24 protein-coding genes are annotated in these 26,199 nt (G+C 70.6%); 11 read left to right on the forward strand and 13 right to left on the reverse strand.

Annotated features, from left to right (window positions below):
- The first annotated feature begins 123 nt into the window (after positions 1-123).
- Positions 124-741, forward strand: coding sequence for a hypothetical protein (locus BLQ76_RS05035; RefSeq protein WP_090669947.1), 618 nt, complete (start codon positions 124-126; stop codon positions 739-741).
- 9 nt (positions 742-750) lie between these two features.
- Here BLQ76_RS05035 and BLQ76_RS05040 read toward each other — a convergent pair whose 3' ends face one another.
- Both BLQ76_RS05040 and BLQ76_RS05045 read right to left on the reverse strand, forming a co-directional pair.
- On the reverse strand, positions 751-1,911 hold the full coding sequence (locus BLQ76_RS05040) for a benzoate/H(+) symporter BenE family transporter (RefSeq protein WP_090669950.1): 1,161 nt from the start codon (positions 1,909-1,911) through the stop codon (positions 751-753).
- A gap of 76 nt (positions 1,912-1,987) precedes the next feature.
- Positions 1,988-2,971, reverse strand: coding sequence for a metallophosphoesterase family protein (locus BLQ76_RS05045; RefSeq protein WP_090669953.1), 984 nt, complete (start codon positions 2,969-2,971; stop codon positions 1,988-1,990).
- 45 nt (positions 2,972-3,016) lie between these two features.
- Between BLQ76_RS05045 and BLQ76_RS05050 the strand changes: the two genes are divergently transcribed.
- The gene (locus tag BLQ76_RS05050) at positions 3,017-3,481 is read left to right on the forward strand and encodes an NUDIX domain-containing protein (protein ID WP_090669956.1); all 465 of its coding nucleotides are present in this window, start codon (positions 3,017-3,019) and stop codon (positions 3,479-3,481) included.
- Between the two features lie 5 nt (positions 3,482-3,486).
- Here the strand turns inward: BLQ76_RS05050 and BLQ76_RS05055 are convergent, their stop codons facing one another.
- Positions 3,487-4,479, reverse strand: a complete 993-nt coding sequence (locus BLQ76_RS05055; RefSeq protein WP_090669958.1) for a glutathione S-transferase family protein — start codon at positions 4,477-4,479, stop codon at positions 3,487-3,489.
- 298 nt (positions 4,480-4,777) lie between these two features.
- Between BLQ76_RS05055 and BLQ76_RS05060 the strand changes: the two genes are divergently transcribed.
- Entirely contained in the window at positions 4,778-5,290 is a 513-nt protein-coding gene (locus BLQ76_RS05060) for a GNAT family N-acetyltransferase (protein ID WP_090669961.1), read from the forward strand.
- A gap of 7 nt (positions 5,291-5,297) precedes the next feature.
- Here BLQ76_RS05060 and BLQ76_RS05065 read toward each other — a convergent pair whose 3' ends face one another.
- From BLQ76_RS05065 to BLQ76_RS05080, 4 genes are read right to left on the reverse strand one after another with little or no spacing between them, the layout of a single operon-like run.
- Positions 5,298-7,373, reverse strand: a complete 2,076-nt coding sequence (locus BLQ76_RS05065; protein ID WP_090669964.1) for a hypothetical protein — start codon at positions 7,371-7,373, stop codon at positions 5,298-5,300.
- A gap of 10 nt (positions 7,374-7,383) precedes the next feature.
- Entirely contained in the window at positions 7,384-10,257 is a 2,874-nt protein-coding gene (locus BLQ76_RS05070; protein WP_090669967.1) for a DUF4159 domain-containing protein, read from the reverse strand.
- Positions 10,257-11,168, reverse strand: coding sequence for a DUF58 domain-containing protein (locus BLQ76_RS05075; protein ID WP_090669970.1), 912 nt, complete (start codon positions 11,166-11,168; stop codon positions 10,257-10,259). The genes BLQ76_RS05070 and BLQ76_RS05075 overlap by 1 nt, the downstream gene beginning before the upstream one ends.
- A 5-nt stretch (positions 11,169-11,173) precedes the next feature.
- Entirely contained in the window at positions 11,174-12,184 is a 1,011-nt protein-coding gene (locus tag BLQ76_RS05080) for an AAA family ATPase (protein ID WP_170842480.1), read from the reverse strand.
- A 230-nt stretch (positions 12,185-12,414) separates the two neighbouring features.
- On the opposite strand from BLQ76_RS05080, the gene BLQ76_RS05085 reads away from it, so the two are divergent.
- From BLQ76_RS05085 to BLQ76_RS05095, 3 genes are read left to right on the forward strand one after another with little or no spacing between them, the layout of a single operon-like run.
- Positions 12,415-12,981: a DUF1285 domain-containing protein gene (locus BLQ76_RS05085; protein ID WP_170842481.1), complete on the forward strand. Its 567-nt coding sequence runs from the start codon at positions 12,415-12,417 to the stop codon at positions 12,979-12,981.
- A complete protein-coding gene (locus tag BLQ76_RS05090) occupies positions 12,978-13,616 on the forward strand; it encodes a CoA pyrophosphatase (RefSeq protein WP_170842482.1) in 639 nt (212 codons plus the stop codon). The genes BLQ76_RS05085 and BLQ76_RS05090 overlap by 4 nt, the downstream gene beginning before the upstream one ends.
- Positions 13,613-14,866: a CCA tRNA nucleotidyltransferase gene (locus BLQ76_RS05095; RefSeq protein ID WP_090669973.1), complete on the forward strand. Its 1,254-nt coding sequence runs from the start codon at positions 13,613-13,615 to the stop codon at positions 14,864-14,866. The genes BLQ76_RS05090 and BLQ76_RS05095 overlap by 4 nt, the downstream gene beginning before the upstream one ends.
- Before the next feature lie 56 nt (positions 14,867-14,922).
- Here the strand turns inward: BLQ76_RS05095 and BLQ76_RS05100 are convergent, their stop codons facing one another.
- The 3 genes from BLQ76_RS05100 to BLQ76_RS05110 form a co-directional block, all read right to left on the reverse strand.
- Positions 14,923-15,111, reverse strand: coding sequence for a DUF1059 domain-containing protein (locus BLQ76_RS05100; RefSeq protein ID WP_090669978.1), 189 nt, complete (start codon positions 15,109-15,111; stop codon positions 14,923-14,925).
- 310 nt (positions 15,112-15,421) lie between these two features.
- On the reverse strand, positions 15,422-16,327 hold the full coding sequence (gene hemF, locus BLQ76_RS05105) for an oxygen-dependent coproporphyrinogen oxidase (RefSeq protein ID WP_090669980.1): 906 nt from the start codon (positions 16,325-16,327) through the stop codon (positions 15,422-15,424).
- Between the two features lie 144 nt (positions 16,328-16,471).
- Positions 16,472-16,966, reverse strand: a complete 495-nt coding sequence (locus BLQ76_RS05110) for a tRNA (cytidine(34)-2'-O)-methyltransferase (RefSeq protein WP_090669983.1) — start codon at positions 16,964-16,966, stop codon at positions 16,472-16,474.
- Between the two features lie 157 nt (positions 16,967-17,123).
- On the opposite strand from BLQ76_RS05110, the gene BLQ76_RS05115 reads away from it, so the two are divergent.
- The 5 genes from BLQ76_RS05115 to BLQ76_RS05135 all read left to right on the forward strand — a co-directional run bounded on the left by BLQ76_RS05115 (position 17,124) and on the right by BLQ76_RS05135 (position 24,062).
- Positions 17,124-19,001 (forward strand): ABC transporter ATP-binding protein, encoded by a 1,878-nt coding sequence (locus tag BLQ76_RS05115; RefSeq protein ID WP_090671316.1) that lies wholly within the window; start codon positions 17,124-17,126, stop codon positions 18,999-19,001.
- Between the two features lie 255 nt (positions 19,002-19,256).
- Positions 19,257-19,817, forward strand: coding sequence for a ubiquinol-cytochrome c reductase iron-sulfur subunit (petA, locus tag BLQ76_RS05120; RefSeq protein WP_090669986.1), 561 nt, complete (start codon positions 19,257-19,259; stop codon positions 19,815-19,817).
- Positions 19,818-19,830: 13 nt separating this feature from the next.
- A complete protein-coding gene (locus tag BLQ76_RS05125) occupies positions 19,831-21,129 on the forward strand; it encodes a cytochrome b (protein ID WP_090669988.1) in 1,299 nt (432 codons plus the stop codon).
- 23 nt (positions 21,130-21,152) lie between these two features.
- The gene (locus tag BLQ76_RS05130; protein ID WP_425285139.1) at positions 21,153-22,136 is read left to right on the forward strand and encodes a cytochrome c1; all 984 of its coding nucleotides are present in this window, start codon (positions 21,153-21,155) and stop codon (positions 22,134-22,136) included.
- Between the two features lie 144 nt (positions 22,137-22,280).
- The gene (locus tag BLQ76_RS05135) at positions 22,281-24,062 is read left to right on the forward strand and encodes a GGDEF domain-containing protein (protein ID WP_090669991.1); all 1,782 of its coding nucleotides are present in this window, start codon (positions 22,281-22,283) and stop codon (positions 24,060-24,062) included.
- Positions 24,063-24,074: 12 nt separating this feature from the next.
- Here the strand turns inward: BLQ76_RS05135 and BLQ76_RS05140 are convergent, their stop codons facing one another.
- From BLQ76_RS05140 to ychF, 3 genes are read right to left on the reverse strand one after another with little or no spacing between them, the layout of a single operon-like run.
- Positions 24,075-24,554 carry a MaoC family dehydratase gene (locus BLQ76_RS05140; RefSeq protein WP_090669994.1) on the reverse strand — a complete coding sequence of 160 codons (480 nt, stop codon included), beginning with the start codon at positions 24,552-24,554 and terminating at the stop codon, positions 24,075-24,077.
- A complete protein-coding gene (locus BLQ76_RS05145) occupies positions 24,551-25,000 on the reverse strand; it encodes a MaoC family dehydratase (protein WP_090669997.1) in 450 nt (149 codons plus the stop codon). The genes BLQ76_RS05140 and BLQ76_RS05145 overlap by 4 nt, the downstream gene beginning before the upstream one ends.
- Positions 25,001-25,054: 54 nt before the next feature.
- The gene (gene ychF, locus BLQ76_RS05150) at positions 25,055-26,158 is read right to left on the reverse strand and encodes a redox-regulated ATPase YchF (RefSeq protein WP_090670001.1); all 1,104 of its coding nucleotides are present in this window, start codon (positions 26,156-26,158) and stop codon (positions 25,055-25,057) included.
- Positions 26,159-26,199: the final 41 nt, after the last annotated feature.

Raw genomic sequence — 26,199 nt, forward strand, 5'->3', positions numbered from 1 at the left:
GCGGGCTCCCGCCCCGCCACCGGTTTGGGATAAGCTCCCGCCGCTACACCGGATCGATCCGGCGCCCGGGGGCACGGCCATGACGGCTGGTGCCCGGACGGCGCGAGATGAGGGTTGGCTCCCATGGCCGAGGCGAGACAAGCGCTGCAGCTGACCACAGGCACCAAGCGTCTGGCGGAAGCCGTGCGTGCGGCACGCATCAACAGCGCCCAGCGCACCGATATCGTGGTGGACATCCGCGAGGCCGACCGTGCGCGGCTCGAAATCTTCGCCGAGGCGCTGCAGCCGATCAGCGACGCGGTGCCGCCCGAGGACGACCTCTTCGAGTTCAACCTGACCGGCGGAACCCAGCCGCGCTTCTGGATCGACGGCACGGCGCAGGTCCTGATGGCCCGCGACCGTCGCACCTATCGTTTCGTGCGCGACACGCGGCTCGGGCGCGTCACGCTCGCGGAGTCCTCCGATCCGCACGTCCTCGTGGAGCGGGTCACGGACTACGTGGCCGAGCGCATCGTGGAGCGCGACAAGGCACTGGCCGTGAACGACGCCGGCAGCGGACGCGGCCTCTCCGAGCCGCGCCTGGTTCCGCCGCCGACGGCCTTGGCCGAGCCGCTGCGCCTCATGCCCCGGCCGCGCTCGACCGACCTCGTGATCGCCCTGTCCTGGCTCCTGATCGGCATCGTGGCGGGCGCCGGCGCGCTTCTGGTCTTGGCCTCGTTGCGCGGCACGCCGATCGTCTGAGCGGCGTCGTCAGGACCGTCTCATCTGCCGGGCACCGAGCACCAGCCCGCCCGCCAGAAGGCCCCAGAACGGGGCGCTGATGCCACTGAAGGCCGTACCCGAGCCCGTCACGAGGAAGCAGAGCACGGCGGCCTCGCGCAGCTCCACCTTCTCCATCATCGCCCCGGCCGCCGCCGTCAGCGCCCCGATCAGCGCCAGCCCCGCCAGAGCCTGGACGAGGAGAGGATCGCGCGCCGCAAAGCTTGCCACCAGTCCCGCCCCGAGGCCGAAGGCCACATAGGCGATGCCCGATGACACGCCCGCCCACCAGCGCATGGCGGGGTCGGCGCCCGCCTCGTCGCCCGCGCAGATCGCCTGCGTGAGCGCGGCCAGGTTCACGGCATGGCCGCCGAAGGGGGCGACCAGAAGCGTCGCGAGGCCGGTCGCGGCAAAGAGCGGTCCGGGCGCCGGCTGGTAGCCGTACACCTTCAGGACGGCGAGACCCGGCACGTTCTGCGAGGCCATGGTCACCACGAAGAGCGGCAGCCCGATCCCCACAAGCGCGCTCCAGTCGAACTGCGGCACGACGAGGACCGGCAGCGCGAGGGCGGCGGGCAGGATCGTCGCGGCGGGCGCCGCGTGCGTGGCGAGAAGCGCCAGCGTCACGGCCGCGGCCGCCGGCACCGCCAGAAGGCGGTTGAAGCGCCCGACCACGAACCACGTGCCGGCGATCGCGAGAACGCCCAAAGGCTCCTGCGCCGCCGCACGAACCGGTGCGAGGCAGATCGGCAGGAGGACGCCGGCCAGCATCGCGGCTGCGAGGGGACCGGGAATGCGGGCGATCAGCCTCCCGAGCGGCCGGATCGCGCCCGTCAGGACCACCAGGGCACCGGCGAGAAGAAAGGCGCCGACCGCCGCCGGAAAGCCGCCGACCGGCATGGCCGCGCCAGCCAGAAGCGCGCCGCCCGGGGTCGACCAGGCGGCAGCGATCGGCATGCGCGTGCCGAGCGACATGAGAAGACACGAGAGGCCGACGCCGACCGACAGCGCCATCAGGCCCGAGGCCGCCTCGGCCGGGCTTGCGCCGGCCGCCGTCAGGCCCGCCAACACGACCGAGAAGGACGACACGAAGCCGACAAAGGCGGCAAGGAGCCCGGCCAGAAGCGGGGCGGGCGGTGGCAGGCGGGACATGGGCGGGGCGTCTCGGCGATGGGGCGACCCGTCGCTTAGGACGCTCGCGGCCCTCACCGCAAGCGCCGACGCGTCGCTACGGCTCGACCGCGAGAGGCGCGTCCGCTGGGCCGGCCTCGCGCGCGTCCGACCGGGGCCGGGCGTCCACCGCGGTTCCGTTCGAAAGGAGCTGGCGCTCGCGCACCCATCCGATGCCGGCGCTGTCGGGGCTGAGGCCGCGCTCGCGCTGCGTCAGGCTCCAGTTTCCCGGCTCGCCCTCGATCTCGAAAAGGTTGTAGCGCGAGGCCGGCTTGTCGCCGCCTGCGGCCTGGCTGGCCGAGGGCACGCCCACCACCGGCACCTTGTCGCCGCCCGGGCCCGTGAGCCAGTAGAGCGTGTCGAGATGCGTGTGGCCGTGCAGGACCAGCTCGGCCCCGACATCGTGGATGACCTTCGAGAAGTATTGCTTGCCGATCAGCCGTTTCGACCAGGCGGCGGCGCCCGCGATCGGGGGATGGTGGATCATCAGGACGCGAAACAGGCCGCGCTCGCGCGCTTGTTCCAGAAGGCGAGCGGTGGCGAGTGCCTGACCGCGCTTGAACGTGCCGGTTGCGAAGAAGGGGGCGGTCGCCTCGGCGGACGAGGTGCCGACGATCGCGACGGGCCCGCGCACGCGCAGATACGGAAAGCGCGGGTGACCGGCCGTGCCGCCGCCGTCGCCGACCGACCAGGGACGCCAGGCGGCGAGCGCGCGCTTGAGGGCGCCGGGCACGTAGGCGTCGTGGTTGCCGGGCACGACCGACACCCAGGCTGGATCGCCGAGGTTCTCCAGCCAGAGCCGCGCTCCCTCGATCTCCTTGCGCGTGGCCAGGTTCACGAGGTCGCCCGTCACCGCGACATGGTCGGGGCGCTGCGTCCGCATGTCGGCGACGAGGTTCAGGAGCGTGTTCCCGAACATCGCCTGCTTCCGGTTGCGCTGCCAGTTGATGTAGCCGGTGATGCGCTTGGAGGCGAGTTCGCGATAGGACAGCTCGGGCAGGGGGCCGAGATGGATGTCGGAAAGATGGGCGAGACGGAACATGCGCTGTGAACTAGCCGGCCGGCCGCGATCGGGAAGAGCCTCCGGATGAACCGGCATCTTCAAAGGGCGCTGCGACCCGTCCGGCGCGCCTACGCGCTGGCGACGCGGCCGGTGACGCTGGGCGTCCGGCTTGCGGCCTTCGATGCCGCGGGCCGGGTCTTTCTGGTGCGGCACACCTACATGCGCGGCTGGTATCTTCCGGGCGGCGCCGTCGATCCGGGCGAGGCGGCCGGCGACGCCGTGCGGCGCGAGGCGCGCGAGGAGGGAAACCTCGAGCTGCCCGAGGCGCCGGAGCTTCTGGGCGTCTTCGTGAACCAGCTGGAGGCACGCGACCACGTGCTTCTCTACCGGGCCGGGGGCGTGCAACAGAGCGCGCCGCGCGCGCCCGACCGCGAGATCGCCGAAGGCGCCTTCTTTTCCCCGGACCGCCTTCCGGCGGACGCGACGCCGGCGACCCTCCGGCGCCTGGCCGAGATCGGCGCCGGCGGCCCCTATCCGCCGGAGTGGTAGCGGGGTCAGGCCGCGCGCTGCAGCCGATCGCGGCCGTGCGGCGCGTCGAGGGTCAGCTCGGGCCCGAGCGGCACGATCCCGGTCGGATTGATGGTCTTGTGGCTCTCGTAGTAGTGCCCCTTGATGTGCCGGAAGTCGACCGTCTCGGCGATGCCGGGCCACTGGTACAGCGCGCGCAGATAATCCTGCAGGTTCGGGTAGTCCGCGATCCGGCGCAGGTTGCACTTGAAGTGTCCGTGATACACGGCGTCGAAGCGCACCAGCGTCGTGAACAGCCGCCAGTCCGCCTCGGTGATGCGCTCGCCCATCAGCCAGCGCCGCGTCGACACGCGCTCCTCCAGCCAGTCCAGCGTCTCGAACAGCGGCCAGAAGGGCTTCTCGTAGGCCTCCTGCGTCGTGGCGAAGCCGCACTTGTAGACCCCGTTGTTGACGGTGTCGTAGATGCGCTGGTTCACCGCGTCGATCTCCCCGGCGAGGTCATCGGGGTAGAGGTCCGGCGCGCGGGCGTCCGCGATTCCCTCGAAGGAGCGGTTGAACATGCGCAGGATCTCGGCCGACTCGTTGGAGACGATCGTGTTCTCCTGCTTGTCCCAGAGCACCGGCACGGTGACGCGGCCGGTATAGCGCGGGTCCGCCTTGAGATAGATCTCGAAGAGCTTCGAGGCGCCGTTCACGCTGTCGGGGATCGCGCCGGGCCGGTCGGAGAAGGTCCATCCCTCCTCGCCCATGAACCAGTCCACGACCGAGAGCGTGACCGCGTCCTCCAGTCCCTTCAGTCGGCGCGCGATCAGCGTTCGGTGCGCCCAGGGGCAGGCGAGCGAGACGTAGAGGTGGAAGCGCCCGGCCTCGGCGCGGACGCCGGGCTGCCCGTTCGGGCCGGGACTGCCGTCGGCGGTCACCCAGCGGCGAAAGCTCGTCGTGGTGCGCTCGAAGGAGCCGCCGGTCTTCTCGGTGTCGTACCACTGGTCGCGCCATTCGCCGTTCACCAGAAGTCCCATGCGTCGTCTCCTTGTCGCGCCGTCTTGGTCTTCATACCCAAAAGGCGCACCCGTCGTTCCCGTCCGCCGCGCGACGGATCGTCAACAGCGGTTGGCCGGTGGACGCTCGCATCCCGCGATGGTAAGAGCGCCGACCGACCGGGCCTCGAAGGCATCCGGATCGTGACGAGAAACGGGGCGGCCATGCTGCGACGACGACGCGAGATCTGCCCGACCCGGCCCTAAGGGACCACCGCATCGCTCGAGCGCGGGGTCCGGGGCCATCGCCGCGAACCCTTTTCGATCCCGCAAGGCCCCCATGCTGTCGCTCCAACAGGACCTCGACGTCCTTTACGCCTCCGAGTCCGCCATCCACGCCGCCGCGATCGAGAGTATCGCGGCCGAGGCCTTCGGGCCGGGCCGCTTCGTGCGCGCGGCCGAACGCGTGCGCGAGCAGCAGCCGCACGACCCGTCGCTGTCGCTGGTCGCGTTCCTGCACGGGGACGTGGTGGGCTCGGTCCGCCAAACGCGGGTGCGGATCGGCGAGACGCCGGTTCTGATGCTCGGACCGCTCGCGGTGCGCCCCTTGTTCAAGAAACGCGGCATCGGACGCGAGCTCATGGCGCGCGCCGCCCGGCGAGCCGCGGAAGCGGGCGAGCGGGCGATCTTCCTGGTGGGTGACCGGGCCTACTACGAGCCGCTCGGCTACCGGCCTCTTCCGGTCGGCAGCGTGCGCATGCCCGGTCCCGTCGACGAGCGGCGCATCCTCGGCCTGGAACTCGTTCCCGGCGCGCTGCAGGGCGCGAGCGGCGCGGTGCTGCCGCGCCGCTGAGGCCGCGTCATCGTCCCTCGCGGTACCACGTCGCCGAGAGCGCCAGCAGAAGGACGGCAAGGCCTAGGAAGCCCGCGAAGAGCGGCGTGCGGTCGACGCCCCGCAGAACCGTCTCCTCGGTCGTGCGAAGGCCGATCCAGTCGCGGCCCTCGGCATCGGCGCGGGCGCCCACCGGAACGATGCGAGGGAGCTCCAGGCCTCCCGACGCCGTTGCAAGGCGCCGCACCGAGCCGCCCGTGCTTTCCGCGATCGGTTCGAGCTTGGTCGTGGTGGAGATCGCCTCGCGATACTCGCGCGGGTTCACCGGGCCGACATTGGCGAGCGCGCGCAGCTCGCCGTTCGCAACCTGATAAAGGCCGAGCTCGTCGGCGGCTAGCGAGCCACGCCATTCGCCGGGCTCGCCCTGCGCGAGGGCCAGGGGCACGGCGCGCCCGGTCGGCGTCACCACGGTCGCGGGCCCCGGATCGTCGCCGATCGTGCGGCGCACGACGGTCAGCTGGCCGTCCGCGCCTTCGGCGTCGAGCGCTTCCTCCTCGAGTTCAGGCTCCTTCATCAGCCAGTGGGCCAGGCGGCGGAACAGGGGCACGTGCGGGCCGCCGCCCTCGAAGCCGCGCGACCAGAGCCAGCCCTGGTCCGACAGGAGCAGCGCGACGCGTCCCTCGCCGGCGCGGTTGAGCACGAGAAGCGGCTTGCCGTCCGGGCCCGTCATCACGGTCTCGCCGCGCGGGCTGTCGATGTCGACCGATCGGAACCAGGGGCTCCAGGCAGGCGGCGAGGCGTTGGAACCCGGCAGGTCGCGCGTGACGGGGTGCTTGCGGCCGAGCTCGGAGAGCGTCGGGCGGAAGGCCCGCTGGTCCACCGCACCGGTCGGCATGGCGGGCAGAACGGCGGCGAGCGGCGAGTTGGCGACCGAGTCCGGCCCCGCGAACTCCGGTCCGCTCGCGATCAGCATCGCCCCGCCGTTCTCCACGTATTGCGCGATGTAGTCGTAGTAGAGCGTCGGCAGGACGCCGCGCCGCTGGTAGCGGTCGAAGATGATGAGGTCGAAGTCGTCGATCTTCTCGACGAAGAGCTCGCGCGTCGGAAAGGCGATCAGCGACAGCTCGTTGATCGGCGTGCCGTCCTGCTTCTCGGGCGGGCGCAGGATCGTGAAATGGACGAGATCCACCGCCGCGTCGGACTTCAGGAGGTTGCGCCACGTGCGCTCGCCCGCGTGCGGCTCGCCCGACACAAGAAGCACGCGCAGGTTTTCGCGGATGCCGTCGATGACGGCGATGGCGCGGTTGTTGACGGGCGTGATCTCGCCGTTCGCCACGGCCGCCGCCATCTCCACGATGTTCTTGCCGGCGCGCGGCAGGGTGACCGAGATCGCGGTCTCGCGCCCCGGCACCGCCTGGAGGCGCTGGATCAGGTCGCCGTTCAGGAAGACCTGCACGTCGACCGGGTTGGCGGACGCGCGGGGACCTTCCTCCACGACGCGGAACGACAGCGATTGCGGCTGGTCCACGAGGCCGAAGCGCGGCGCGGTCACGACATCGAGCCGCCGGTCGAACTCGTCCGCCCGGCCCGTCACGAGCGCGTGGACGGGCGCCTGGAAGCCGATCACGGCGGCGTTGTCCGGAATGTCGTGCACCTGTCCGTCGGTGACCATGACGGCGCCCGCCACCCGGGCCGGCGCGACGTCGCGCAGCGCGCCCTGGAGCGCACCGAACAGCGCGGTGGTCGCATCGCCCTCGCCGGCGGAGCGCGCCTCGACGGTGCGCACCTCGAACTCCGGGTGCGCCGCCAGCGACGTGCGCAGCGCCTCGGCGGCCTCGTCGGTCTGCGCCGTGCGGTCGCCGATCGACTGGCTCTGCGAGCGGTCGACGACGAGCGCGACGACGCTTTTGAGCGGATCGCGCTCCTCGCGCAGCACCACGGGGTTGAGAAGCGCCAGCAGGAGAGCGCAGATCGCGCCGACGCGCACCAGGCTGCCGCGCAGGCGCGAGACCACGAGAGCCAGCGCCAGCAGCACCGCCGGAACCGCGAGAAGCGCGATCACGGTCCAGGAAAAGAAGGGCGAGAAGCTCACGGACCAGGTCATCGGGCGATCCTCACTGTCCCAGCCGTTCCAGCAGGGCGGGCACGTGAACCTGGTCGGCCTTGTAGTTGCCGGTGAGCACGTACATCACGATGTTGACGCCCGCCCGGTAGCTCCACTCGCGCTGCGACGGGTCGGCGGAATCGGTCGGGAAGACGAAGAGACCGGTATCGTCCACCGCCCAGGCCGAGGCGAAGTCGTTGGACGTGATCATGATCGATGAGACGCCGTCGCCCGCGCTGGCCGGCCGCGCCTCGGCGTCGGCCTGCCGCTGCAGCGACTCCACCCAGAGGTCCGAGCCGGAATGGCGGCCCGGAAACGAGTCCATGATGTAGAAGGCCTTGGTCAGCACGTGGTCGCGCGGCACGGGCTCGAGCGGCGGGATGTCGAGATCGGCGAGAATGTCGCGCAGGCGTCGCTGGCCAGCCGAGACCGTGGTGCCCGCGAGGTCGCCCATCGCATCGCCCTCGACGTCGAAGAGCACCGTGCCGCCGCCCTTCATGTAGGCATCGACCCGGCTGATCGCCTCCGGGCTCGGCATGGGCGCCGAGGCGTGAACCGGCCAGTAGAGGATGGGATAGAAGGACAGCTCGTCGCGCGCGATGTCGACCGCTGCCGGCTCGCCGGGCTCCAGCGCCGTCTTCGAGGCGATGTACTGCGACAGGCCCGACAGACCCTGGCGCGAGATGCGATCGGTCGCCTCCTCGCCGGTCTCGACATAGGCGAGGTGGGTCGTCTCGGTCGCGCGGATCGCGGCCTCGGCGTCGATGCCCTCCAGCCCCCGCGTCGCCGCGCCCGGATCGGCAGCCGTGGGGGGCGCGGGCGGAGCCTGCGCTAGGACGCTGCCCGCGTGAAGAACGAGAACCGCGGCCAGAAGGACGGTCGGCAGGGCGGTGGCCGCGCCGCCGCGCCGCAGCCGCGCGCGGAGGCGGCCCGCGCCCCCGTTCATCCAGAGAAGCGCCAGAGCGTCGAGCGCGAAGAGGAGGATCGCGCCCGCAAACAGCCAGGGCGTGAGGTCGGTGGCGTCGCCGAGGCCATAGGCCCGCTCCGTGAGCGGGACGCCGAGGTCGAGCGGGGGGAGGGGACGAAGCACGGCATCCGACGCCAGAAGGTTCAGGGCGCTGTAGCCGTCCGCCGTGCCGTAGAGGCCGGGCGGGTTCTCGAGGCTGGCGGCGGGCGCGGGCGCGCCGGCCGCGATCTCGATCGGACGCACCTCCGGTCCGGGCGCGACGAGCCGGCCCGTGCCGTCCATGACGCGGTAGGGGGGTAGGGTCTGGGGCGCATCGCCCGAGGCACCGACGCCGCCGCGCGACAGGGTCACGACGCGGCGAAGCATGTCCACGAAGGCACCGGAGATCGGCAGGTTCGACCAGGTCGCCTCGGCCGTGGTGTGGAAGAGGACGATCGTGCCGGCGCCACGCGCGGCGGCGGTGACGATCGGCGTACCGTCGGCAAGGCTCGCCCATGTGCGCGAGGCCAGCTCCGCCGAGGGCTCGGCGAGGATCTGGCGCGACACGGTCACGTCGGCTGGCACGGCGATGCCGGCAAAGGGCGTTCCCGCCGTCATGGGCGCGAGGCGCTGCGGCTCCGACCAAGAGAGGGCGCCGCCGAGCTGCCGTTCGCCGCCGCGCAGGCGAACGGGCACCAGCGTGTCTTCGGCCGTCGAGGCGGCCAGGCGCGGGCCGGCAAAGCGCACCAGCGTGCCGCCGTTCTCGACAAAGGTGTCGAGCGCCTCGGTCGCGGCCTCCGGCATGACGCCGATATCGGCGAGCACGATGATCGACGGGCGCTCCGCGACGAGTTGCGGGATGGCGGTGGCTAAGTCCGCGCTCTGGGCGCGCGCGAGATCGGCATAGGGCTCGAGCGCGCGGGTGATGTAGTAGAGCGGCGACAGGAGCGGCTGCGCGATGTCGGCCGCCTCGCCGGACACGAGCCCGACCTTGCGGCGGCGGAAGCTGTCGTCGACGAGCCGCACGCCCGCCGCGTTGCCCAGACCCTCCCGCTCGATCCGCGCGATGTCGTTGCGCAACTCCACGGGAACCGCGAACCGCGCCTCGCCCGCGGTGGATCCGGCGGCGAAGACGAGATCCGCGCGGCCGATCTCGCGCTCCTGCCGGTCGAGCGCGCGCAGGGGTACGCTGAGCGGGGCCGCAACCGAACCCTCCGGCCGGATGCCCGAGACGGTGAGCGCCTCCGTGCCGTTCGCGGCCGCGGTCAATCCGACGGTGCTCTCCAGCCCGGCCCGGTAGAGAAGGGCGCCCGTCAGGTTCAAGGACCGCAACCGCTCCGTGGCGGCGGCGGTGTCGCTGGTGTCGAGCCCGTCGGTAAGGAGCGCGAGGCTCGCGCCCTCCAAGGCCGGCAGGGCGGCCAGGCGCTCCGCGGCCGCCTCGCGGCGCGTCGGCACGGGACGCGGTTCGGCCGCCTGGAGGCGCTCCAGCGCGGTCGCGGCCTCCACGGGCGCGGGGTCGTTGTCGGCGCCTTCGGCGGTGAGGAGGAGCGATACGGGGCGTCCGCGCTGGCCCGCCTCGCGGATGAGGCCGGCTGCCGCCTCGCGGCGTTCCGCGAAGCGCTCGGCACCGGCCCATCCGTTGTCGAGCATCACCACCACCGGCCCCTCGCCGGCGGCCAGCGCGTCCTCGCGCGGGTTGAGGATCGGGGCGGCGAGCGCCAGGATCACGAGAAGCGCCAGGAGAAGGCGCAGCACGGTCAGCCACCAGGGCGAGCGCGCGGGCGTCTCCTCGCGCTTCAGGACGCGCTCCAGGATGCGCAGCGGCGGAAAGGCCTCGGTCTGCGGGCGCGGCGGCGTGAGGCGCAGGAGCCACCAGATCGCCGGAAGCGCCAGAAGGCCGACCAGCACCAGCGGCGCGCCGAAGGACAGGGCCCCCATCAGGCGCGGGCTCCGCCCTGTGCGGGCAGGCCGCCGAGCCGGGCGTGGAGCGCGATCAGGGGTTCGGAGGCCGGCCGATCGGTGACGTGGAAGACGTGGCTCCAGCCGAGCCGGCGGCAATGGTCGGCCAGGAACAGGCGGCGGGCGTCGAACAAGCGCTGGTACTCCTCACGCAGAGCCTCGGCCCGGCCCGCCGTGAGCTTCGCGCCGGACTCGGGATCGCGAAATTCGGTGCGGCCATGGTAGGGAAAGGCGAGCTCGGCCGGGTCGCAGACCTGCACGAGATGGCCGCGCACGCCCGCGCCCGCCATCGCGTCGATCCGCTCGGTCAACGCCTCCATCGGATCCAGAAAGTCGCCCACCAGCACCGCCTCGCTGAAGCGGCGCATGCGGCCCGTCGGTGGAAAGCCGCCGTCGGGGCGCGCGGAAGCGAGGTTCGCTGCCACGCGCTCGGCGCTGTTGCGGGCCGAGACCGGGTCCATGACGCCGGGATAGCCGATGCGCTCGCCCGAGCGCGCCAGAAGCTCGGCTAGCGCCAGGACCAGCACCAGCGCACGACCCTCCTTGGAGGCGCTCGCCTGGCGCGAACGGTAGAGCATGGAGGGCGAGGGGTCGGCCCAGAGCCAGACGGTCTGGGCGGCCTCCCATTCGCGGTCGCGCAGATACACGCTGTCGTCGCGCGCCGAGCGGCGCCAGTCGATCCGGCTCACCGCCTCGCCGTCGACGAAGGGGCGGAACTGCCAGAAGTTCTCGCCCGGTCCCCGGCGGCGGCGACCGTGCCAGCCGCTGGTGACGGTCGCGACCACGCGCCGCGCCTCGACCAGGAGGTCGGGCAGGAGGGCGGCCTGCCCGCGCGCGTCCAGAAGCGCGCCGGCGCCCGCCTCGGCGGTTTGGATCTCGCCGACCGGCATCGCGCTCAGCCCGCCGCGCGCGCCAGCGCCGCCACCACGTCGCGCACGCCGACGCCTTCGGCGCGGGCCGAGAAGTTCAGCGCCATGCGATGCTGCAGGATCGGTTCGGCCAGCGCGCGCACGTCGTCGATCGAGGGGGCGAGGCGTCCCTCGTAGAGCGCGCGGGCACGCACGCAGGTCATGAAGGCCTGGGAGGCACGGGGGCCGGGGCCCCAGGCGACATGCGCGTCGGCCTCCTTGGAGCCATGTCCGGGGCGGGCGGAGCGCACGAGGGACAGGATCGCCTCCACCACGCGCTCGGGAACCGGCATGCGGCGCACCAATGCCTGGATCTCGCGCAGGCGCTCGGCCGAGACGACGCCGGTGGCGCGGTCCTCCGCGACGCCCGTGGTGGCGAGAAGGATGCGCCGCTCGGCGTCGAGCGAGGGGTAGTGCACGTCGACCTGGAGGAGGAAGCGGTCAAGCTGCGCCTCGGGCAGGGGATAGGTGCCCTCCTGCTCCAGGGGGTTCTGGGTGGCGAGCACGTGGAAGGGCGCAGGCAGGTCGTGCCGCTCGCCGGCTACGGTCACGTGGTACTCCTGCATCGACTGGAGAAGCGCCGACTGGGTGCGCGGGCTCGCGCGGTTGATCTCGTCGGCCATCAGGAGCTGGGCGAAGACGGGACCGCGCACGAAGCGGAAGGAGCGGCGCCCCGTCGCGTCCTGGTCCATGACCTCGGTGCCCACGATGTCGGAGGGCATGAGGTCGGGCGTGAACTGGACGCGCCGCGCGTCGAGGCCGAGAACGGTGCCGAGCGTCTCCACAAGCTTGGTCTTGGCCAGGCCCGGCACGCCGACGAGGAGCGCGTGTCCCCCGGCCAGGATCGCGACCAGCGTCTGCTCCACGACGCTCTCCTGGCCGAAGATCACGCGCCCGACCATGGCGCGCGCCTCGGCGATGTCGTGGAGCGCGCGCTCCGCCTCGGCCACCATGTGGGCGGGGTCCTGCGCGGCATGGGGCTGGGCGAGCGTCGTCATCTCTTGGGTCTGTCCTTGGGGTTCGGGGGCGCGGGCGAAGGGGATCGCAACGCGCCGGGAGCCTCGGGAAGCGGGACGGGCTCATTGGATCGGGGCGCCGCCGTCCTGGCAAGCGGACGAGGCGCAACTATTTCGTGACGCTCAAGACTGGCCGAAATAAGACGGAAGGCCGGGGCTGCCGGGCGCCAAGGCGCTTGCGGCCCCTCGCGTCGCATCCAAGGGATTCGCCCATGCCGCAAGAGGTCGCACCCGCTCCCGCCGGCGTGTCGCTGGAGGCGCTCGTCTCCCGCGCGGCTCGCGCGGGACGCGACGCGCCGCCGGTGGAGCGCTGGAACCCACCCTCCTGCGGCACGATGGACCTTCGCATCGAAGCCGACGGGCGTTGGATCCACGAGGGCGCCGAGATCCGGCGGCCCGAACTGGTTGCGCTCCTGTCGTCCGTGCTGCGCCGCGAGGCGGACGGGACCTACGCGCTCGTCACGCCGGGCGAGCGTCTCGCGATTGCTGTGGTGGACCTGCCCTTTCTCGCGGTCGAGATGAGCGTCGCGGGGACGGCCGCGGAGCGCCGTCTCGTGTTCCGCACGAATGCCGGCGACGTGGTGGAGGCCGGGCCGGAGCATCCCCTGCGGCTCGAGGACGGGCCGATGGGGTTTCGTCCGCGCCTTCTGGTTCGCGGCGGCCTGTGGGCGCGACTGACGCGCGCCCTGGCGCTGGATCTGGCCGAACTCGTCGAGGAACGCGGCGAGGGGGCGGGTCTGGCGTCGGGCGGCGGCTGGTTTGCGCTGGAGCCGGCGTGAGCGAAGCCGGGCATCCCGCGGACGACGACGATCTGCGCGAACGCGTTCGTCGGCTCGCCGACGCGCTGCCGCCGGCCGACCACGAGGACGGCGATCATCGATTGAACCCGGAGGGCGCGGAAAGCTGGCTTGCCGCCGTTCCCCGCGAGGCGGCCGTGCTCGTGCCGATCGTCGATCGCCCGGCCGGGCTGCAGGTGCTTCTCACGACGCGCGCGGCCAACCTTCGCCAGCATGCGGGACAGATCAGCTTTCCGGGCGGAGGCATCGACCCGGACGATGCGGGGCCGGCGGCGGCGGCGCTGCGCGAGGCCTGGGAGGAGATCGGCCTGCGATCCGCCGAGGTCGATCTTCTGGGCGTCCTGCCGCGCTACCGGACCACGTCGGGCTTTCGCATCCATCCCGTGGTGGGCCGGGTCGATCCCGGCTTCACGCCGCGCCTCAACGACACCGAGGTCGCCGACATCTTCGAGGTGCCGCTCCGCTTCCTGATGGATCCCGCCAACCACCGGCGTGACAGCCGGTTCTGGCGCGGGCATATGCGCCACTTCTACGTGATGCCCTTTGCGGAGCGTCACATCTGGGGCGTGACCGCCGGCATCCTGCGCGGGCTCTTTGAAAGGCTTTATCCCGAATGACACGCATCGAGGCGGACTGGCTGCGCGAGCCGTGGCTGCAGCGGCTTCTCCTCGCCCTCTCGGCCGAAGGCGAGGCGGCGCGCGTGGTGGGCGGCGCGGTGCGCAACACGCTGATGGGGCGAGCCATCACCGATGTCGACGTCGCTACCACCACCCCGCCGGACGAGACCGCGCGGCGCGTCGAGGCGGCGGGCCTTCGCGCGGTTCCGACCGGCATCGAGCACGGCACGGTGACCGCCGTCACGCCGGACGGCCGGCCCTACGAGGTGACGACGCTGCGCGAGGACGTCGAGACCGACGGACGCCACGCCGTGGTGCGCTTCGGCCGATCCTGGCAGCACGATGCCGAGCGGCGCGACTTCACGATCAACGCGCTCTACTGCGATGCGGACGGCGAGGTGCTGGACTTCGTCGGCGGCCTCGCCGACATCGCATCGGGCACGCTGCGATTCATCGGCGATGCCACGCAGCGCATCGCCGAGGACCGCCTGCGGGTCCTGCGCTTCTTTCGTTTCTTCGCCTGGTACGGCTCGGGGCGGCCCGACGCCGATGCCCTGCGCGCCTCGGCCCGCGCCAAGGGCGACCTCGAACCCTTGAGCGCGGAGCGGGTCTGGGCCGAGCTTCGCAAGCTCCTGGCGGCTCCCGACCCATCCCGCGCGCTGCTCTGGATGCGGCAGAGCGGCGTCCTGTCGGCGGTTCTGCCGGAAAGCGAGCGCTGGGGCATCGACGCGATCCATCCGCTGGTGCAGGCGGAAGGCGCGCTCGGCTGGCCGGCCGACCCGCTGCGGCGCCTGGAGGCGATCGTCCCCCCCGATCCGGTCCGCCTGACGGAACTCGCGCGTCGCCTGAAGCTCTCCAACACGGAGCGCGACCGGCTCGTGCGCTTCGCCCAGGCCGAGGAACCGGCCGAGGAGGAAAGCGAGGGCGCGTTCGCGGCGCGCCTCCTGTTTGGCGACCGCCAGGCGCTGGCCGACCGTCTCGCGCTGCGGCTCGCGCTCGCGCGGCCCAAGGCGGAGGGCGATGCAGCGATGCTTGCAAGCCTTTCGCGCACGGCCGCGCGCCTCGCGCAGGCCGAGCGCTTCGATCCGCCGCCGTTTCCGGTGTCGGGCAACGATCTGATGGCGCGGGGGATCGCGGCGGGGCCGGAACTCGGGCGTCAGCTCGATCAACTGCGCCGCGTCTGGGCCGAGAGCGGCTTCGCGCTCGGACGCGAGGCGCTGCTGGCGCGCCTCGATCCGGCGGCCGGCTGAAACGAGACGGGCCGCTCAAGGGCGGCCCGCAAAAACGAAGGATCGAGAGGCGCGGCTTAGTGCCGGGTCATGTCCGGGGTGACGTGGAGCCCATGGCGAAAGGCATCCATCATGCGCGGCGTGATCGTCTCGACGCCCAGCTGCTTGGCCTGGATCACGGCTCTGCGGATCACTTCGGCCTCGGATTCGGCGCGGATCACCCGGTCGCAGCCCGGAATCACGCCGGCGCAATTCAACTCGTACATGACAACCTCCCTGGTAGCCTCGCAGCAGCTCTCGGCCGTGGCCGACAGGCCCGCTCGCGGAAAATGGGTCGACTGCACTGCCTGCCCGCCGTCTTGCGTCTCCCGGCCCGATCGGCGCGAAGCGACGAGCCATCCGGCGGCGGGGCCGGAGGGCGCACGAAACGTTTCCGTCCGTGTTTTGGTGTGATCGTAGTCTTAGCAGACGGGTCGTCCCGCACAAGAGAGATGTGGGTGCGACACATGCCCCTGCCAGGGCTTTGCCGAGCCGCCCAACGAAAAAGTTACGCAGCGATGAACGGCGCGAGCCCGGTCAGGGCCAGCGCACGGTCGGCGGCATGGAGCTCAGGATCGAGTGGACGTTGCCCCCGGTCTTGAGACCGAACAACGTGCCACGGTCGTAGAGGAGATTGTACTCGACGTAGCGACCGCGTCGCACGAGTTGTTCCTCGCGGTCCGCGTCGGTCCAGGACAGGCCGGCGTTCTGCCGCACGAGATGCGGGTAGACCACGAGGAAGGCCTTGCCGACGTCCTTCGTGAAGGCGAAGTCCGCGTCCCAGCCGCCCTGCTCCTCAGGCGAATGGAGCCAGTCGTAGAAGATGCCGCCGACGCCGCGCGGCTCGTTCCGGTGCGGCAGGAAGAAGTACTCGTCGCACCACGTCTTGAAGCGCTCGTAGTCCGCCACCGCGCCATGACGCTCGCACACGAACCGCAGCGCGCGATGGAAGGCCCGGGTGTCGGGATCCTCGTCGGTCCGCCGCCGATCGAGAACCGGCGTGAGATCGGCGCCTCCTCCGAACCATTGCCCGGTGGTGACCACCATGCGCGTGTTCATGTGGACGGCGGGCACGTTGGGATTCAGCGGGTGGGCGATCAACGACACGCCGGACGCCCAGAAGGACCGGTCCGCGCCGGCCGCACCGGGGATCTGCGCGGCGAAGTCCTCGGCCAGTTCGCCGTGCACGGTGGAGACGTGGATGCCCGCCTTCTCGAAGACGCGGCCGCGCATCATCGCCATGGTGCCGCCGCCACCGCTTTCGCGCGTCCAGGGCGTGCGCTCGAAACGACCCGCGGGCACCGCCGAGTCGCCGAACTCATCCTCCAGCGCCTCGAAGGCGTCGCAAAGACGGTCGCGCAGCGCCTCGAACCAGATGCGCGCGAGTTCCTTCTTCTCGTCGAGGTTCTCGGGCAGTCCCTGCGGCTGTTGTGGGCGTTCCATCGCTCCCGTTTCTCCCCCGAAAGGGCTCAAGGCTTTGCGTCCTGCCTGTTAACGCGCGTAGCAGCGGCGGGCGGGCTTGAAAAGCGCGGGCAGCCTTACGAGCGGTGCGCGAGGGCCGATGTCCACCGTCTTTGCCGCATCCGGCTATCCGGCGTCGCTCGCGCGCCAGTCCGCGCGCAACTGGCGCAACGCCTCGCCGGCCGCGATCGCGGCGCTGACGGCCAGGTTCAGCGAGCGCGCGCCCTCCCGCATGGGGATGCGCAGGCGCAGGTCCGCCCGATCGTGGACGTGGTCCGGCACGCCCGCACTCTCGCGGCCGAACAGGATCGCGTCGCCGGGCCGGAAGCGCGCCGCACCGAGAGCCGTGTCGCCGCGCGTCGTGAGCAGCACGAGGCGCCGCCCGGCCGATTGCCGCGTGCGCTCGAAGCTCTCGAAGTCGACGTGGCGCGTGAGTTGCGCGAGTTCCAGGTAGTCCATGCCGGCACGACGCAGGTTTCGGTCGCTGGCGTCAAAGCCGGCCGGCTCGATGATCTCGATCCCGATGCCGAGGCAGGCGCCCATGCGTAGGATCGTCCCGGTATTGCCTGCGATGTCGGGCTGGTAGAGAACGATCGAGAAATCGGCGGGCGAAACGCTCATGGGTGAAGAGGCTCGTGGGTGAGGGAAGAGGCCGGCATGGGAAGCGGCAGTTCGTCGTGAAACGGCGCGCCTTCGTCCTATAACAGGGACGACCGATCCTTTCGCGTCTGCTGCCCCGTCGCCGGCCGTCGCCCGAACCCGCCGGATGGCTCCGCCGATGTTTTCCTTTTTTGAACGGCTCGTCGATCCGTTCCCCGACAGCCAGCCCCAGCCGCCGCGTCGCCTCTGGCCGTTCGTCTGGCATTACGCACGGCCGGTCTGGCCGCTGCTCCTGCTCTACGCCGTGGCGACCGTGCTCGTGTCGGTCACCGAGGTCTCGCTCTTCGCGTTTCTGGGCCAGATCGTCGATTGGCTATCGGCGGCCGACCGCGCGACCTTCCTGCAGGAGGAGGCCGGGCGGCTGGCTCTGATCGCGGCGGTCGTCCTCGTCGGGTTGCCGGTTCTCACCTTTCTCGCCTCGCTGATCTCGTTCCAGGCGATCTTCGCCAACTTTCCGATGCGCTTCCGGTGGAGCGTCCACACCTGGCTTCTCGACCAGTCGCTCGGCTTCTTCCAGGACGAGTTCGCCGGGCGCATCGCCACCAAGCTGATGCAGACCGCGCTCGCGGTGCGCGAGACGGTGATGAAGTCGATCGGCGTCATGCTCTACGTCGCGGTCTACTTCACCGGCATCGTGGTCATGGTCTCGGCGGCCGACTGGCGCCTCGTGATCCCGTTCGTCGCTTGGCTCGGCGTCTACGTGACCATGCTGCGCGTCTTCGTGCCCCGCCTCATGCGCGTCGCCTCCGCCCAGGCCGATGCGCGTGCGCTGATGACCGGACGCATCGTCGACAGCTACGCGAACATCGGCACGGTGAAGCTCTTCGCCCACACGCAGCGCGAGGCCACCCACGCGCGCGCCTCGATGCGCGAGTTCCTCGTCACGGTCTATGGCCAGGGCCGGCTCATCAACCTCTTCTTCACCGGCCTCTACACGCTGAACTCGGTGCTGCTCTTCAGCGTCGGCGCGATCGGCATCGCGCTCTGGACGCAGGAAGCGGTGAGCGTGGGCGCGGTCGCGCTCGGCATCGGCCTCGTCCTGCGCCTCAACGGCATGAGCCAGTGGATCATGTGGGAGGTCTCGGAGCTCTTCGAGAACATCGGCACGATCCGCGACGGCATGGCGAGCTTCACGCAGCCCGTGCTTCTCGCCGACCGGCCGAACGCGGCGGAGCTTCGCGTCGCGCAGGGCGAGATCCGGTTCGAGGACGTGCGCTTCTCCTACGCGCTGGCCGCGCCCAACCGCGCCGCCGGCCCGGTGGTGGACGGCGTGACGCTCACGATCCGGCCCGGCGAGAAGATCGGCCTTGTCGGGCGATCGGGCGCCGGCAAGTCGACGCTCCTCAACCTTCTCCTGCGCTTCCACGACGTCGAGGGCGGCCGCATCACGATCGACGGGCAGGACGTGTCGGGCGTCACGCAAAGCTCGCTGCGCCGTCAGATCGGCGTCGTCACGCAGGACACCTCGCTGCTTCACCGCACGATTCGCGAGAACATCCTCTACGGCCGGCCCGACGCGTCCGAGGCGGATCTCGCCCGTGCGATCGATCGGGCCGAGGCGCGCGGCTTCATCGAGGCGCTGGCGGACCGGTCGGGCGCGCAGGGGCTCGATGCGGAAGTCGGCGAGCGCGGCGTGAAGCTGTCGGGCGGCCAGCGCCAGCGTATCGCCATCGCCCGCGTGATGCTGAAGGACGCGCCGATCCTGCTGCTCGACGAGGCGACCTCGGCACTCGATTCCGAGGTCGAGGCGGCGATCCAGGAGAACCTCTACCGCCTGATGGAGGGCAAGACCGTGATCGCGGTCGCCCACCGCCTGTCGACGATCGCCGCGCTCGACCGGCTCGTCGTACTCGACCGGGGGCGCATCGTGGAGGAGGGCAGCCACGCCGAGCTTCTGGAGCGCCAGGGGCTCTACAGCCGGCTCTGGCACCGCCAGGTCGGCGGCTTCATCGATGCGGAAGGCGAGGGGGAGGGGGAGCGCAGCGCCGCCGAATGATGCTCGACCCGGCCGCTCCGGCTCCGGATCTCTTGCGAAGCTTGTGACCCGTTCGCCGCACAAGCGACATAGTGGCGTCGGTTGGAGGGCTGATCTGGACAAGTTCTAGGCCCGCGCCTAAGAAATCCGCTCGAAAACCGAGCCCGGCGACGAGGGGGTGCCGCAGATGCGTTTTCCCGCGCATCTGTCCGCTCCAGCCGGCCGAACCGGCGGCCCGTCCCATTTGGCCGCCGTCTGGATGGAGCAGCAAGTCCCGTGACCGTCGAAGAGACCACCGAACCCACCCGCCGCGACTTTCTCTACATCGCGACGGGCGCGGCTGGCGTCGTGGGCGCGGCGGCGCTCGCCTGGCCCTTCATCGACCAGATGAACCCGGACGCCGCGACGCTGGCGCTCGCCCAGGTCGACGTCGACGTCAGCCAGGTCGCCGAAGGCCAGTCGATCACCGCCAAGTGGCGCGGCAAGCCGATCTTCATCCGCCACCGCACGGCGCAGGAGGTCGAGGAGGGCAAGAACGTCGATCTCGGCGCCCTCAAGGACCCGGTCGCGCGCAACGCCAACCTTCCCGCCGACGCGCAGGCCACCGACGCGAACCGCGCGGCGCCCGGCCAGGAGCAGTGGCTCGTGATGGTCGGCGTGTGCACGCATCTGGGCTGCGTGCCGCTCGGCCAGTCGGGCGACTACGACGGCTGGTACTGCCCCTGCCACGGCTCGGCCTACGACACGGCCGGCCGCATCCGCCAGGGACCGGCGCCCGAGAACATGGCTGTGCCGCTCTACACCTTCGCTACCCCCACCACGATCCGAATCGGCTGACGGAGTTCAACCCATGAGCGGTCATTCCTCCTACGTCCCGTCGCCCGGCATCATGCGCTGGCTGGACGCGCGCCTGCCCCTGCCGCGCCTCCTCTACGATTCGTTCGTCGCCTTCCCGGTGCCGCGCAACCTGAACTACGCCTACACGTTCGGCGGCATCCTCGCGCTGTTCCTCGCGGCGCAGATCCTGACCGGCGTCGTGCTCGCCATGCACTACGCGGCCAATTCGGGCCTCGCCTTCCAGTCGGTCGAGCAGATCATGCGCGACGTGAACTGGGGCTGGCTCCTGCGCTACATGCACGCCAACGGCGCCTCGTTCTTCTTTATCGCCGTCTACCTCCACATCTTCCGCGGCCTGTACTACGGCTCCTACAAGGCGCCGCGCGAGGTCCTGTGGATCCTGGGCGTCATCATCTTCCTTCTCATGATGGCGACCGCCTTCATGGGCTACGTCCTGCCCTGGGGCCAGATGTCCTTCTGGGGCGCGACCGTGATCACCGGCTTCTTTACCGCCTTCCCCGGCGTCGGCCAGGCGATCCAGACGCTGCTGCTCGGCGGCTTCGCCGTCGACAACGCGACGCTCAACCGCTTCTTCTCGCTGCACTACCTCCTGCCCTTCATGATCGCGGGCGTCGTGATCCTCCATATCTGGGCGCTGCACGTGACGGGTCAGACCAACCCGACGGGCGTCGAGATCAAGTCGTCCAAGGACACCGTGCCGTTCACGCCGCATGCCACCATCAAGGACGGCTTCGCCATGGTGGTGTTCCTGGCGCTGTTCTCGTACTTCGTCTTCTACCTGCCGAACTACCTCGGCCATCCGGACAACTACATTCCGGCCAACCCGCTGCAGACGCCGGCCCACATCGTCCCGGAATGGTACTTCCTGCCCTTCTACGCGATGCTGCGCGCGATCACCTTCAACATCGGTCCGATCGATTCGAAGCTCGGCGGCGTCCTGGTGATGTTCGGCTCGATCATCATCCTGTTCTTCCTGCCCTGGCTCGACACCAGCCGCGTGCGCTCGACGAACTACCGTCCGATCTACAAGATCTTCTTCTGGATCTTCGCGGTGAACGCCGTTGTGCTCGGCTGGCTCGGCTCGCGTCCGGCGGAAGGCATCTACCCGACGCTGTCGCTGATCGGCACGATCTACTACTTCGCCCACTTCCTGATCGTTCTGCCGGTGCTCGGCCTCATCGAGACGCCGCGCAAGCTGCCGAACTCGATCACCGAGGCGGTGCTCAAGAAGCACGGCGCGGCGCATGGCCTGCCCGCCGGAGCGGCGGCCTCACCGGAAACCAAAGGCTGATGAAGACCCGCAAGGACCCCATCATGAACCGTCTTCATTCGGCCCTTCTGGCGGCGGGCGTCGTGCTCGCCGGCCTGTCGGCTCCCGCCTTCGCGCAGGGAGAGGCCGCACCCAGCGCCGCGGAGGCCGGCATCTCGCCCGCTCCCATCGAGGGCGCGGCGCCCGGCTCGGCACCCGAAAGCGCCAAGGGTGCGGAAGCGGCGGTCGGCGGCGCTTCCGAGCATGGCGGCGAGCACGCGACGCCGCACTATCCGCTCAAGAAGCCGGCCTATGTCGACTGGAGCTTCGCCGGTCCGTTCGGCCACTGGGACCTCGGGCAGCTGCAGCGCGGCCTGAAGGTCTACAAGGAGGTCTGCTCGACCTGCCACTCGATGAACCTCGTCTCGTTCCGCAACCTCGAGGCGCTTGGCTACAGCGAGGACCAGGTCCGGGCGCTGGCCGCCGAATACCAGATCACCGATCCCGCGCCGAACGCGCAGGGCGAGAGCTTCCAGCGTCCGGGCATCCCGTCCGATCGCCTGCCCTCGCCCTATCCGAACCCGGAAGCGGCCGCGGCGGCGCTCGGCGGGGCCCATCCGCCGGACCTGTCGCTGATCGCCAAGGCGCGGGCCGTCGAGCGCGGCTTCCCGAACTTCGTGTTCGATATCTTCACGCAATATGCCGAGGCGGGGCCGGACTACATCCACGCCCTTCTCACCGGCTACGGCGAGCCCGTGCCCGAGAACGTCACGGTCCAGCCGGGCACCTACTACAATCCGCACTTCATCTCGGGTCCCGCGCTCGCCATGCCTGCGCCGCTTTCGGAAGGGGCCGTCAGCTACGACGACGGCGCGCCGACCACGGTGGAGCAGTACTCGCGCGACGTCACCGCCTTCCTGATGTGGACCGCCGAGCCGCATCTCGTGGAGCGCAAGGCGACCGGCTTCGTGGTCATGATCTTCCTGATCGGCTTCGCGATCATGCTCTACCTCGTCAAGAACCGGGTCTGGGCCTCGACGCCGCACTGACCGCGGATCCGTCCGCCCGAAGACGCACACCGAAAAGAGGCCCTCCGGGCCTCTTTTTCGTTCCGGGCGGACGCGTGTCGGAGACGAACCTTTTCTTCACGCGTTGCTCGGCATCATCGAGGTCCTGATCCGCCACGGACCGCCATGCGCCGACCCAACGCCCTGCTCCTGTTTCGCATGGGTGCCGCCATCCTGGTGGTCGCGATGCTCGTGCTGAGCGGCACGGCGCTCATCGCGGCCTGGCGGCAGAGCCGGGTGGCGGACGACAGCCTCCATCGCCTCCGCGACTTCGCGGTCGCCTTCAACGCGTTCACGGCGCTGGCCGCCGAGCGGGCGCCGAGCGAGGCGGCCCTGGCCGGCGGGGGCGTGAGCGATCCCTCCTACCAGCGCATGCTCCTGGCACGCGGCCGAAGCGACTGGGCCGTGGAGCGCCTGCGCGACGCCGTCGGCGAAACCTTCCCGTTCAACTTCGAATTCCTGCTGGCGAAGCTCGCCAGCGACCGGGCTCGTATCGACCTTCTGATCCGCCAGCCTCCCGACAAGCGAATTCTCGGCGAGCAGCTGTCGGTGATCCGCGAACTCATCGCGGTCGGCGAGACCGCCGAGCCGGCCGTCGCGCGACTGGCGCGCCGCGTGGTCCGGGCCGACCCGCAGATCGCCGGCGACGTCAACCTCGTGCGGCTCCTCGCCTCGCTGGAGCAGGCCGCCCAGCGGCTCCCCTCCGAGGTCCTGCCGACGCTCGCCAAGCGGGAGGTGCTGCGGCCCGACCTCCTGGCCGCCGCGCAACGCACGCAGCAGCGCATCCTCGCGCTCTGGGACCTCGGCTCCACGCAACTCGTCCTCGATCGCGGCGAGGAGGTGATGAACCGGCAGCTGAACCTCATCCGGGGCGAATACTTCGGACGCGGCTTCCCCTACCTGACGCGCCTCATCGAGCGTCAGGCGCTGCGCCCCAACGCGACGCTTTCGGCGGACGACGTGCGGGCCGTCTACGAGCCGACGATCGGACCGGTCACGACCCTTCGCGACCTGTTCCTGCGCAAGATGGTCGACGACGCGACCGAGCACCAGTCTCACGCCTTCTGGATCATGGCGGCGACGCTTGCTCTCAGCGCCCTCGTGGTCGCGACGCTGGTCGGGTTGACCGCCTTCGCGTACCGTCAGGTATTCCGACCCCTCCTGACGTTTCGTGCCCAGATCCTGGCGATCCGCGAGCGCGATCCGACGCGCTTCGAGCCCTATACCGGAGACGTACCCCAGCTGGTCGATCTCTCCCGCGCCCTGGAGACGCTGCGCCGACGCGACAACGAGCGCGAGCTCCTGGAGCGCGAGCGCATGGCCCTGTCGGAGCGGCTCGCGTGCCTCGCCAGCACCGACGAGCTGACCGGCCTCCTGAATCGCCGCGGCTTCTACGAAGCTCTGTCGGCCCGCCTGGCCGGCGCGGATCGCGCTTTCGTTCTGGTCGACATCGACCATTTCAAACAGGTCAACGACCGACACGGGCATGCGGCCGGCGACCATGTCCTGCGAAGCGTCGGGCGGGTTCTGCGAGAGGCGGCCGGGCCCGACCAGGTCGCCGCCCGCTACGGCGGCGAGGAGTTCGCTCTGGTTCTGACAGGAGACGCAGCGAGAGACGTGCTGGCGCGCATGGAAACGCTACGCGCCGCGTTCGAAGCCTTGAGCGTATCGATACCCGGACAGGCTGCTGCGCTGCGCCTGACCGCCAGCTTCGGCGTCGCCTTGGCGCTCGATTCCGGGGACACGTGGGACGAACTCGCCCGCAGCGCCGACCAGGCGCTCTACGAGGCGAAGCGCGCCGGGCGAAACCGCGTTCGGGCGACGAACCGGATCCTGGCGCGCAACACACGCGCCGTCGCGGATCACGGCCAGCCCGGCACGGCGCTGGCTGTCGAGCAGCACGCCTGAGCGCGATAGGCCTCAAGCCTCGTCGGTGCGCACCATCACCGTCGCCCCCATCGAGAAGACGCGCTCGCCATCGGGCTCGCGCACGGCCTCGACCTCGGTTGTCAGCAGTCCCCAGCCGGGCCGAGACGCGCTCCGGCGCTTGGCGGTCACGCGCTGGCGGTAGCGAACCACGTCGCCCGGCCGTACCGGGCTCGTCCACTTGAGGTCCGCAACGCCGGGCGACGGACCGAACACCGGAACCGCACGCCCGGCAGCCGACAGACGAGCTGCCTCGCGCTGTTGATGGTCGATGTTGAGGCGCATGAACACCGCCGCGGTATGCCAGCCGGAGGCGCAGAGACCGCCGAGCACGCTGCGCTTGGCCGCCTCGGCGTCGAGGTGAAACGGCTGCGGGTCGTAGCGGCGGGCAAATTCGACGATATCCGCGGCCTCGAACCGATGCGTGCCGAGATCCTGCCAGCGGTCGGTCTCGATGTCCTCGAAGGCCGTCATGCCGCCTCTCCCCGCATGAGAAGCATCACCGCGTAGTCGCTTACGAGAACGCGTTCGCCGGACCCGTCGAGAAGCGTGTTGCGCAGGCGGCAAAGGCCCAGTCCGGGACGCGAGCGGGACGCTCGTGCCTCCAGCACCACCGCTTCGCCCCGAAGCGTGTCACCGGCCCGCACGGGGCGTAGCCAGCGCACGCTTTCGACGCCCGGCGAGCCCTGCGAGGTGGAGCGGTTGACGAAGCTGTCGCACATCATGCGCATCATCATCGCGCAGGTATGCCAGCCCGACGCCGACAGGCCGCCCAGGAGCGAGGCCTCGGCAGCGGCCTCGTCGAGGTGAAACGGCTGCGGATCGAACTGCCGCGCGAACTCGACGACCTCGTCGCGGCGTACCTCGTAGGGCCCGAGCGGAAAGACCCGTCCCGGCGTGAAGTCCTCGAATGCCAGCATGCGCGCCTCCTCGCGCCCGAGAGATAGGGGAGGGAGCGTGCCGGTCAGCAGCCGTCAGACGTTGAACTTGAACATCATGACGTCGCCGTCCTGGACGACGTATTCCTTGCCCTCGTCGCGCGCACGGCCGGCCTCCTTGGCCGCCACCTCGCCGCCGAGCGAGACGTAGTCGGCGAGCGCGATCGTCTGGGCCCGGATGAAGCCCTTCTCGAAGTCGGTGTGGATGACGCCCGCCGCCTGGGGCGCCTTGGCGCCGCGCCTGACGGTCCAGGCGCGTGTCTCCTTCGGGCCTGCGGTGAAGTAGGTGATGAGGTTGAGCAGTTCGTAGCCGGCGCGGATCAGCCGGTCGAGGCCCGGCTCGTCGAGACCCATGGCCTCCAGGTATTCGCCGACCTCGCCCTCGGGCAGCTGCGCGATCTCGGCCTCGATCGCCGCCGAGATCACGACCGAGCGGGCGCCCTGCCTGGCTGCCATCGCGGCGACCGCCTCGGAATAGCGGTTGCCGGTTGCGGCATCCGCCTCGGCGACGTTGCAGACGTAGAGAACGGGCTTCGAGGTGAGAAGGTTCAGGCCGCGCAGCTCGCGCGCCTCCTCGGCGTCGAAGCCGGCGAGGAGCGTGCGCGCCGGCTCGCCGTTCTGGAGCTTGGCGAGCACCGCCTCCATCACGGGAAGCTGCGCCATCGACTCCTTGTCCTTGGACGCGGCCTTCTTGCGCGTGGCGACGATGCGGCGCTCGATCGATTCGAGATCGGCGAGCATCAGCTCGGTTTCCACCGTCTCGGCATCCGCCACCGGATCGATGCGACCCTCGACATGGGTGATGTCGTCGTCCTCGAAGCAGCGCAGGACATGGACGATCGCGTCCACCTCGCGGATGTTGGCGAGGAACTGGTTGCCGAGGCCCTCGCCCTTGGAGGCGCCGCGCACAAGGCCGGCGATGTCGACGAAGGTGATGCGCGTCGGCACGATCTGCGCGGACTTGGCGATCGCCGCAATGTCCTTGAGGCGCGCGTCGGGCACGCCGACGTCGCCGGTATTGGGCTCGATCGTGCAGAACGGGTAGTTCGCGGCCTGCGCAGCGGCGGTCTTGGTCAGGGCGTTGAAGAGGGTCGACTTGCCGACGTTGGGGAGGCCGACGATGCCGCAGCGAAAGCCCATGGGACGTATTCCTGAAAAATCGAGAAGGGGTGGCGGCCGGA

Source organism: Aureimonas jatrophae, assembly GCF_900104035.1.
In the GTDB taxonomy this organism is placed as follows: Bacteria; Pseudomonadota; Alphaproteobacteria; order Rhizobiales; family Rhizobiaceae; genus Aureimonas; species Aureimonas jatrophae.

Bases quoted from the DNA above. Each gene is read 5' to 3' on its own strand.
- BLQ76_RS05035 (WP_090669947.1), top strand. From the start codon at position 124: ATGGCCGAGGCGAGACAAGCGCTGCAGCTGACCACAGGCACCAAGCGT.
- BLQ76_RS05040 (WP_090669950.1), bottom strand. From the start codon at position 1,911: ATGTCCCGCCTGCCACCGCCCGCCCCGCTTCTGGCCGGGCTCCTTGCC.
- BLQ76_RS05045 (WP_090669953.1), bottom strand. From the start codon at position 2,971: ATGTTCCGTCTCGCCCATCTTTCCGACATCCATCTCGGCCCCCTGCCC.
- BLQ76_RS05050 (WP_090669956.1), top strand. From the start codon at position 3,017: ATGAACCGGCATCTTCAAAGGGCGCTGCGACCCGTCCGGCGCGCCTAC.
- BLQ76_RS05055 (WP_090669958.1), bottom strand. From the start codon at position 4,479: ATGGGACTTCTGGTGAACGGCGAATGGCGCGACCAGTGGTACGACACC.
- BLQ76_RS05060 (WP_090669961.1), top strand. From the start codon at position 4,778: ATGCTGTCGCTCCAACAGGACCTCGACGTCCTTTACGCCTCCGAGTCC.
- BLQ76_RS05065 (WP_090669964.1), bottom strand. From the start codon at position 7,373: ATGACCTGGTCCGTGAGCTTCTCGCCCTTCTTTTCCTGGACCGTGATC.
- BLQ76_RS05070 (WP_090669967.1), bottom strand. From the start codon at position 10,257: ATGGGGGCCCTGTCCTTCGGCGCGCCGCTGGTGCTGGTCGGCCTTCTG.
- BLQ76_RS05075 (WP_090669970.1), bottom strand. From the start codon at position 11,168: ATGCCGGTCGGCGAGATCCAAACCGCCGAGGCGGGCGCCGGCGCGCTT.
- BLQ76_RS05080 (WP_170842480.1), bottom strand. From the start codon at position 12,184: ATGACGACGCTCGCCCAGCCCCATGCCGCGCAGGACCCCGCCCACATG.
- BLQ76_RS05085 (WP_170842481.1), top strand. From the start codon at position 12,415: ATGCCGCAAGAGGTCGCACCCGCTCCCGCCGGCGTGTCGCTGGAGGCG.
- BLQ76_RS05095 (WP_090669973.1), top strand. From the start codon at position 13,613: ATGACACGCATCGAGGCGGACTGGCTGCGCGAGCCGTGGCTGCAGCGG.
- BLQ76_RS05100 (WP_090669978.1), bottom strand. From the start codon at position 15,111: ATGTACGAGTTGAATTGCGCCGGCGTGATTCCGGGCTGCGACCGGGTG.
- hemF (WP_090669980.1), bottom strand. From the start codon at position 16,327: ATGGAACGCCCACAACAGCCGCAGGGACTGCCCGAGAACCTCGACGAG.
- BLQ76_RS05110 (WP_090669983.1), bottom strand. From the start codon at position 16,966: ATGAGCGTTTCGCCCGCCGATTTCTCGATCGTTCTCTACCAGCCCGAC.
- BLQ76_RS05115 (WP_090671316.1), top strand. From the start codon at position 17,124: ATGTTTTCCTTTTTTGAACGGCTCGTCGATCCGTTCCCCGACAGCCAG.
- BLQ76_RS05125 (WP_090669988.1), top strand. From the start codon at position 19,831: ATGAGCGGTCATTCCTCCTACGTCCCGTCGCCCGGCATCATGCGCTGG.
- BLQ76_RS05130 (WP_425285139.1), top strand. From the start codon at position 21,153: ATGAACCGTCTTCATTCGGCCCTTCTGGCGGCGGGCGTCGTGCTCGCC.
- BLQ76_RS05135 (WP_090669991.1), top strand. From the start codon at position 22,281: ATGCGCCGACCCAACGCCCTGCTCCTGTTTCGCATGGGTGCCGCCATC.
- BLQ76_RS05140 (WP_090669994.1), bottom strand. From the start codon at position 24,554: ATGACGGCCTTCGAGGACATCGAGACCGACCGCTGGCAGGATCTCGGC.
- BLQ76_RS05145 (WP_090669997.1), bottom strand. From the start codon at position 25,000: ATGCTGGCATTCGAGGACTTCACGCCGGGACGGGTCTTTCCGCTCGGG.
- ychF (WP_090670001.1), bottom strand. From the start codon at position 26,158: ATGGGCTTTCGCTGCGGCATCGTCGGCCTCCCCAACGTCGGCAAGTCG.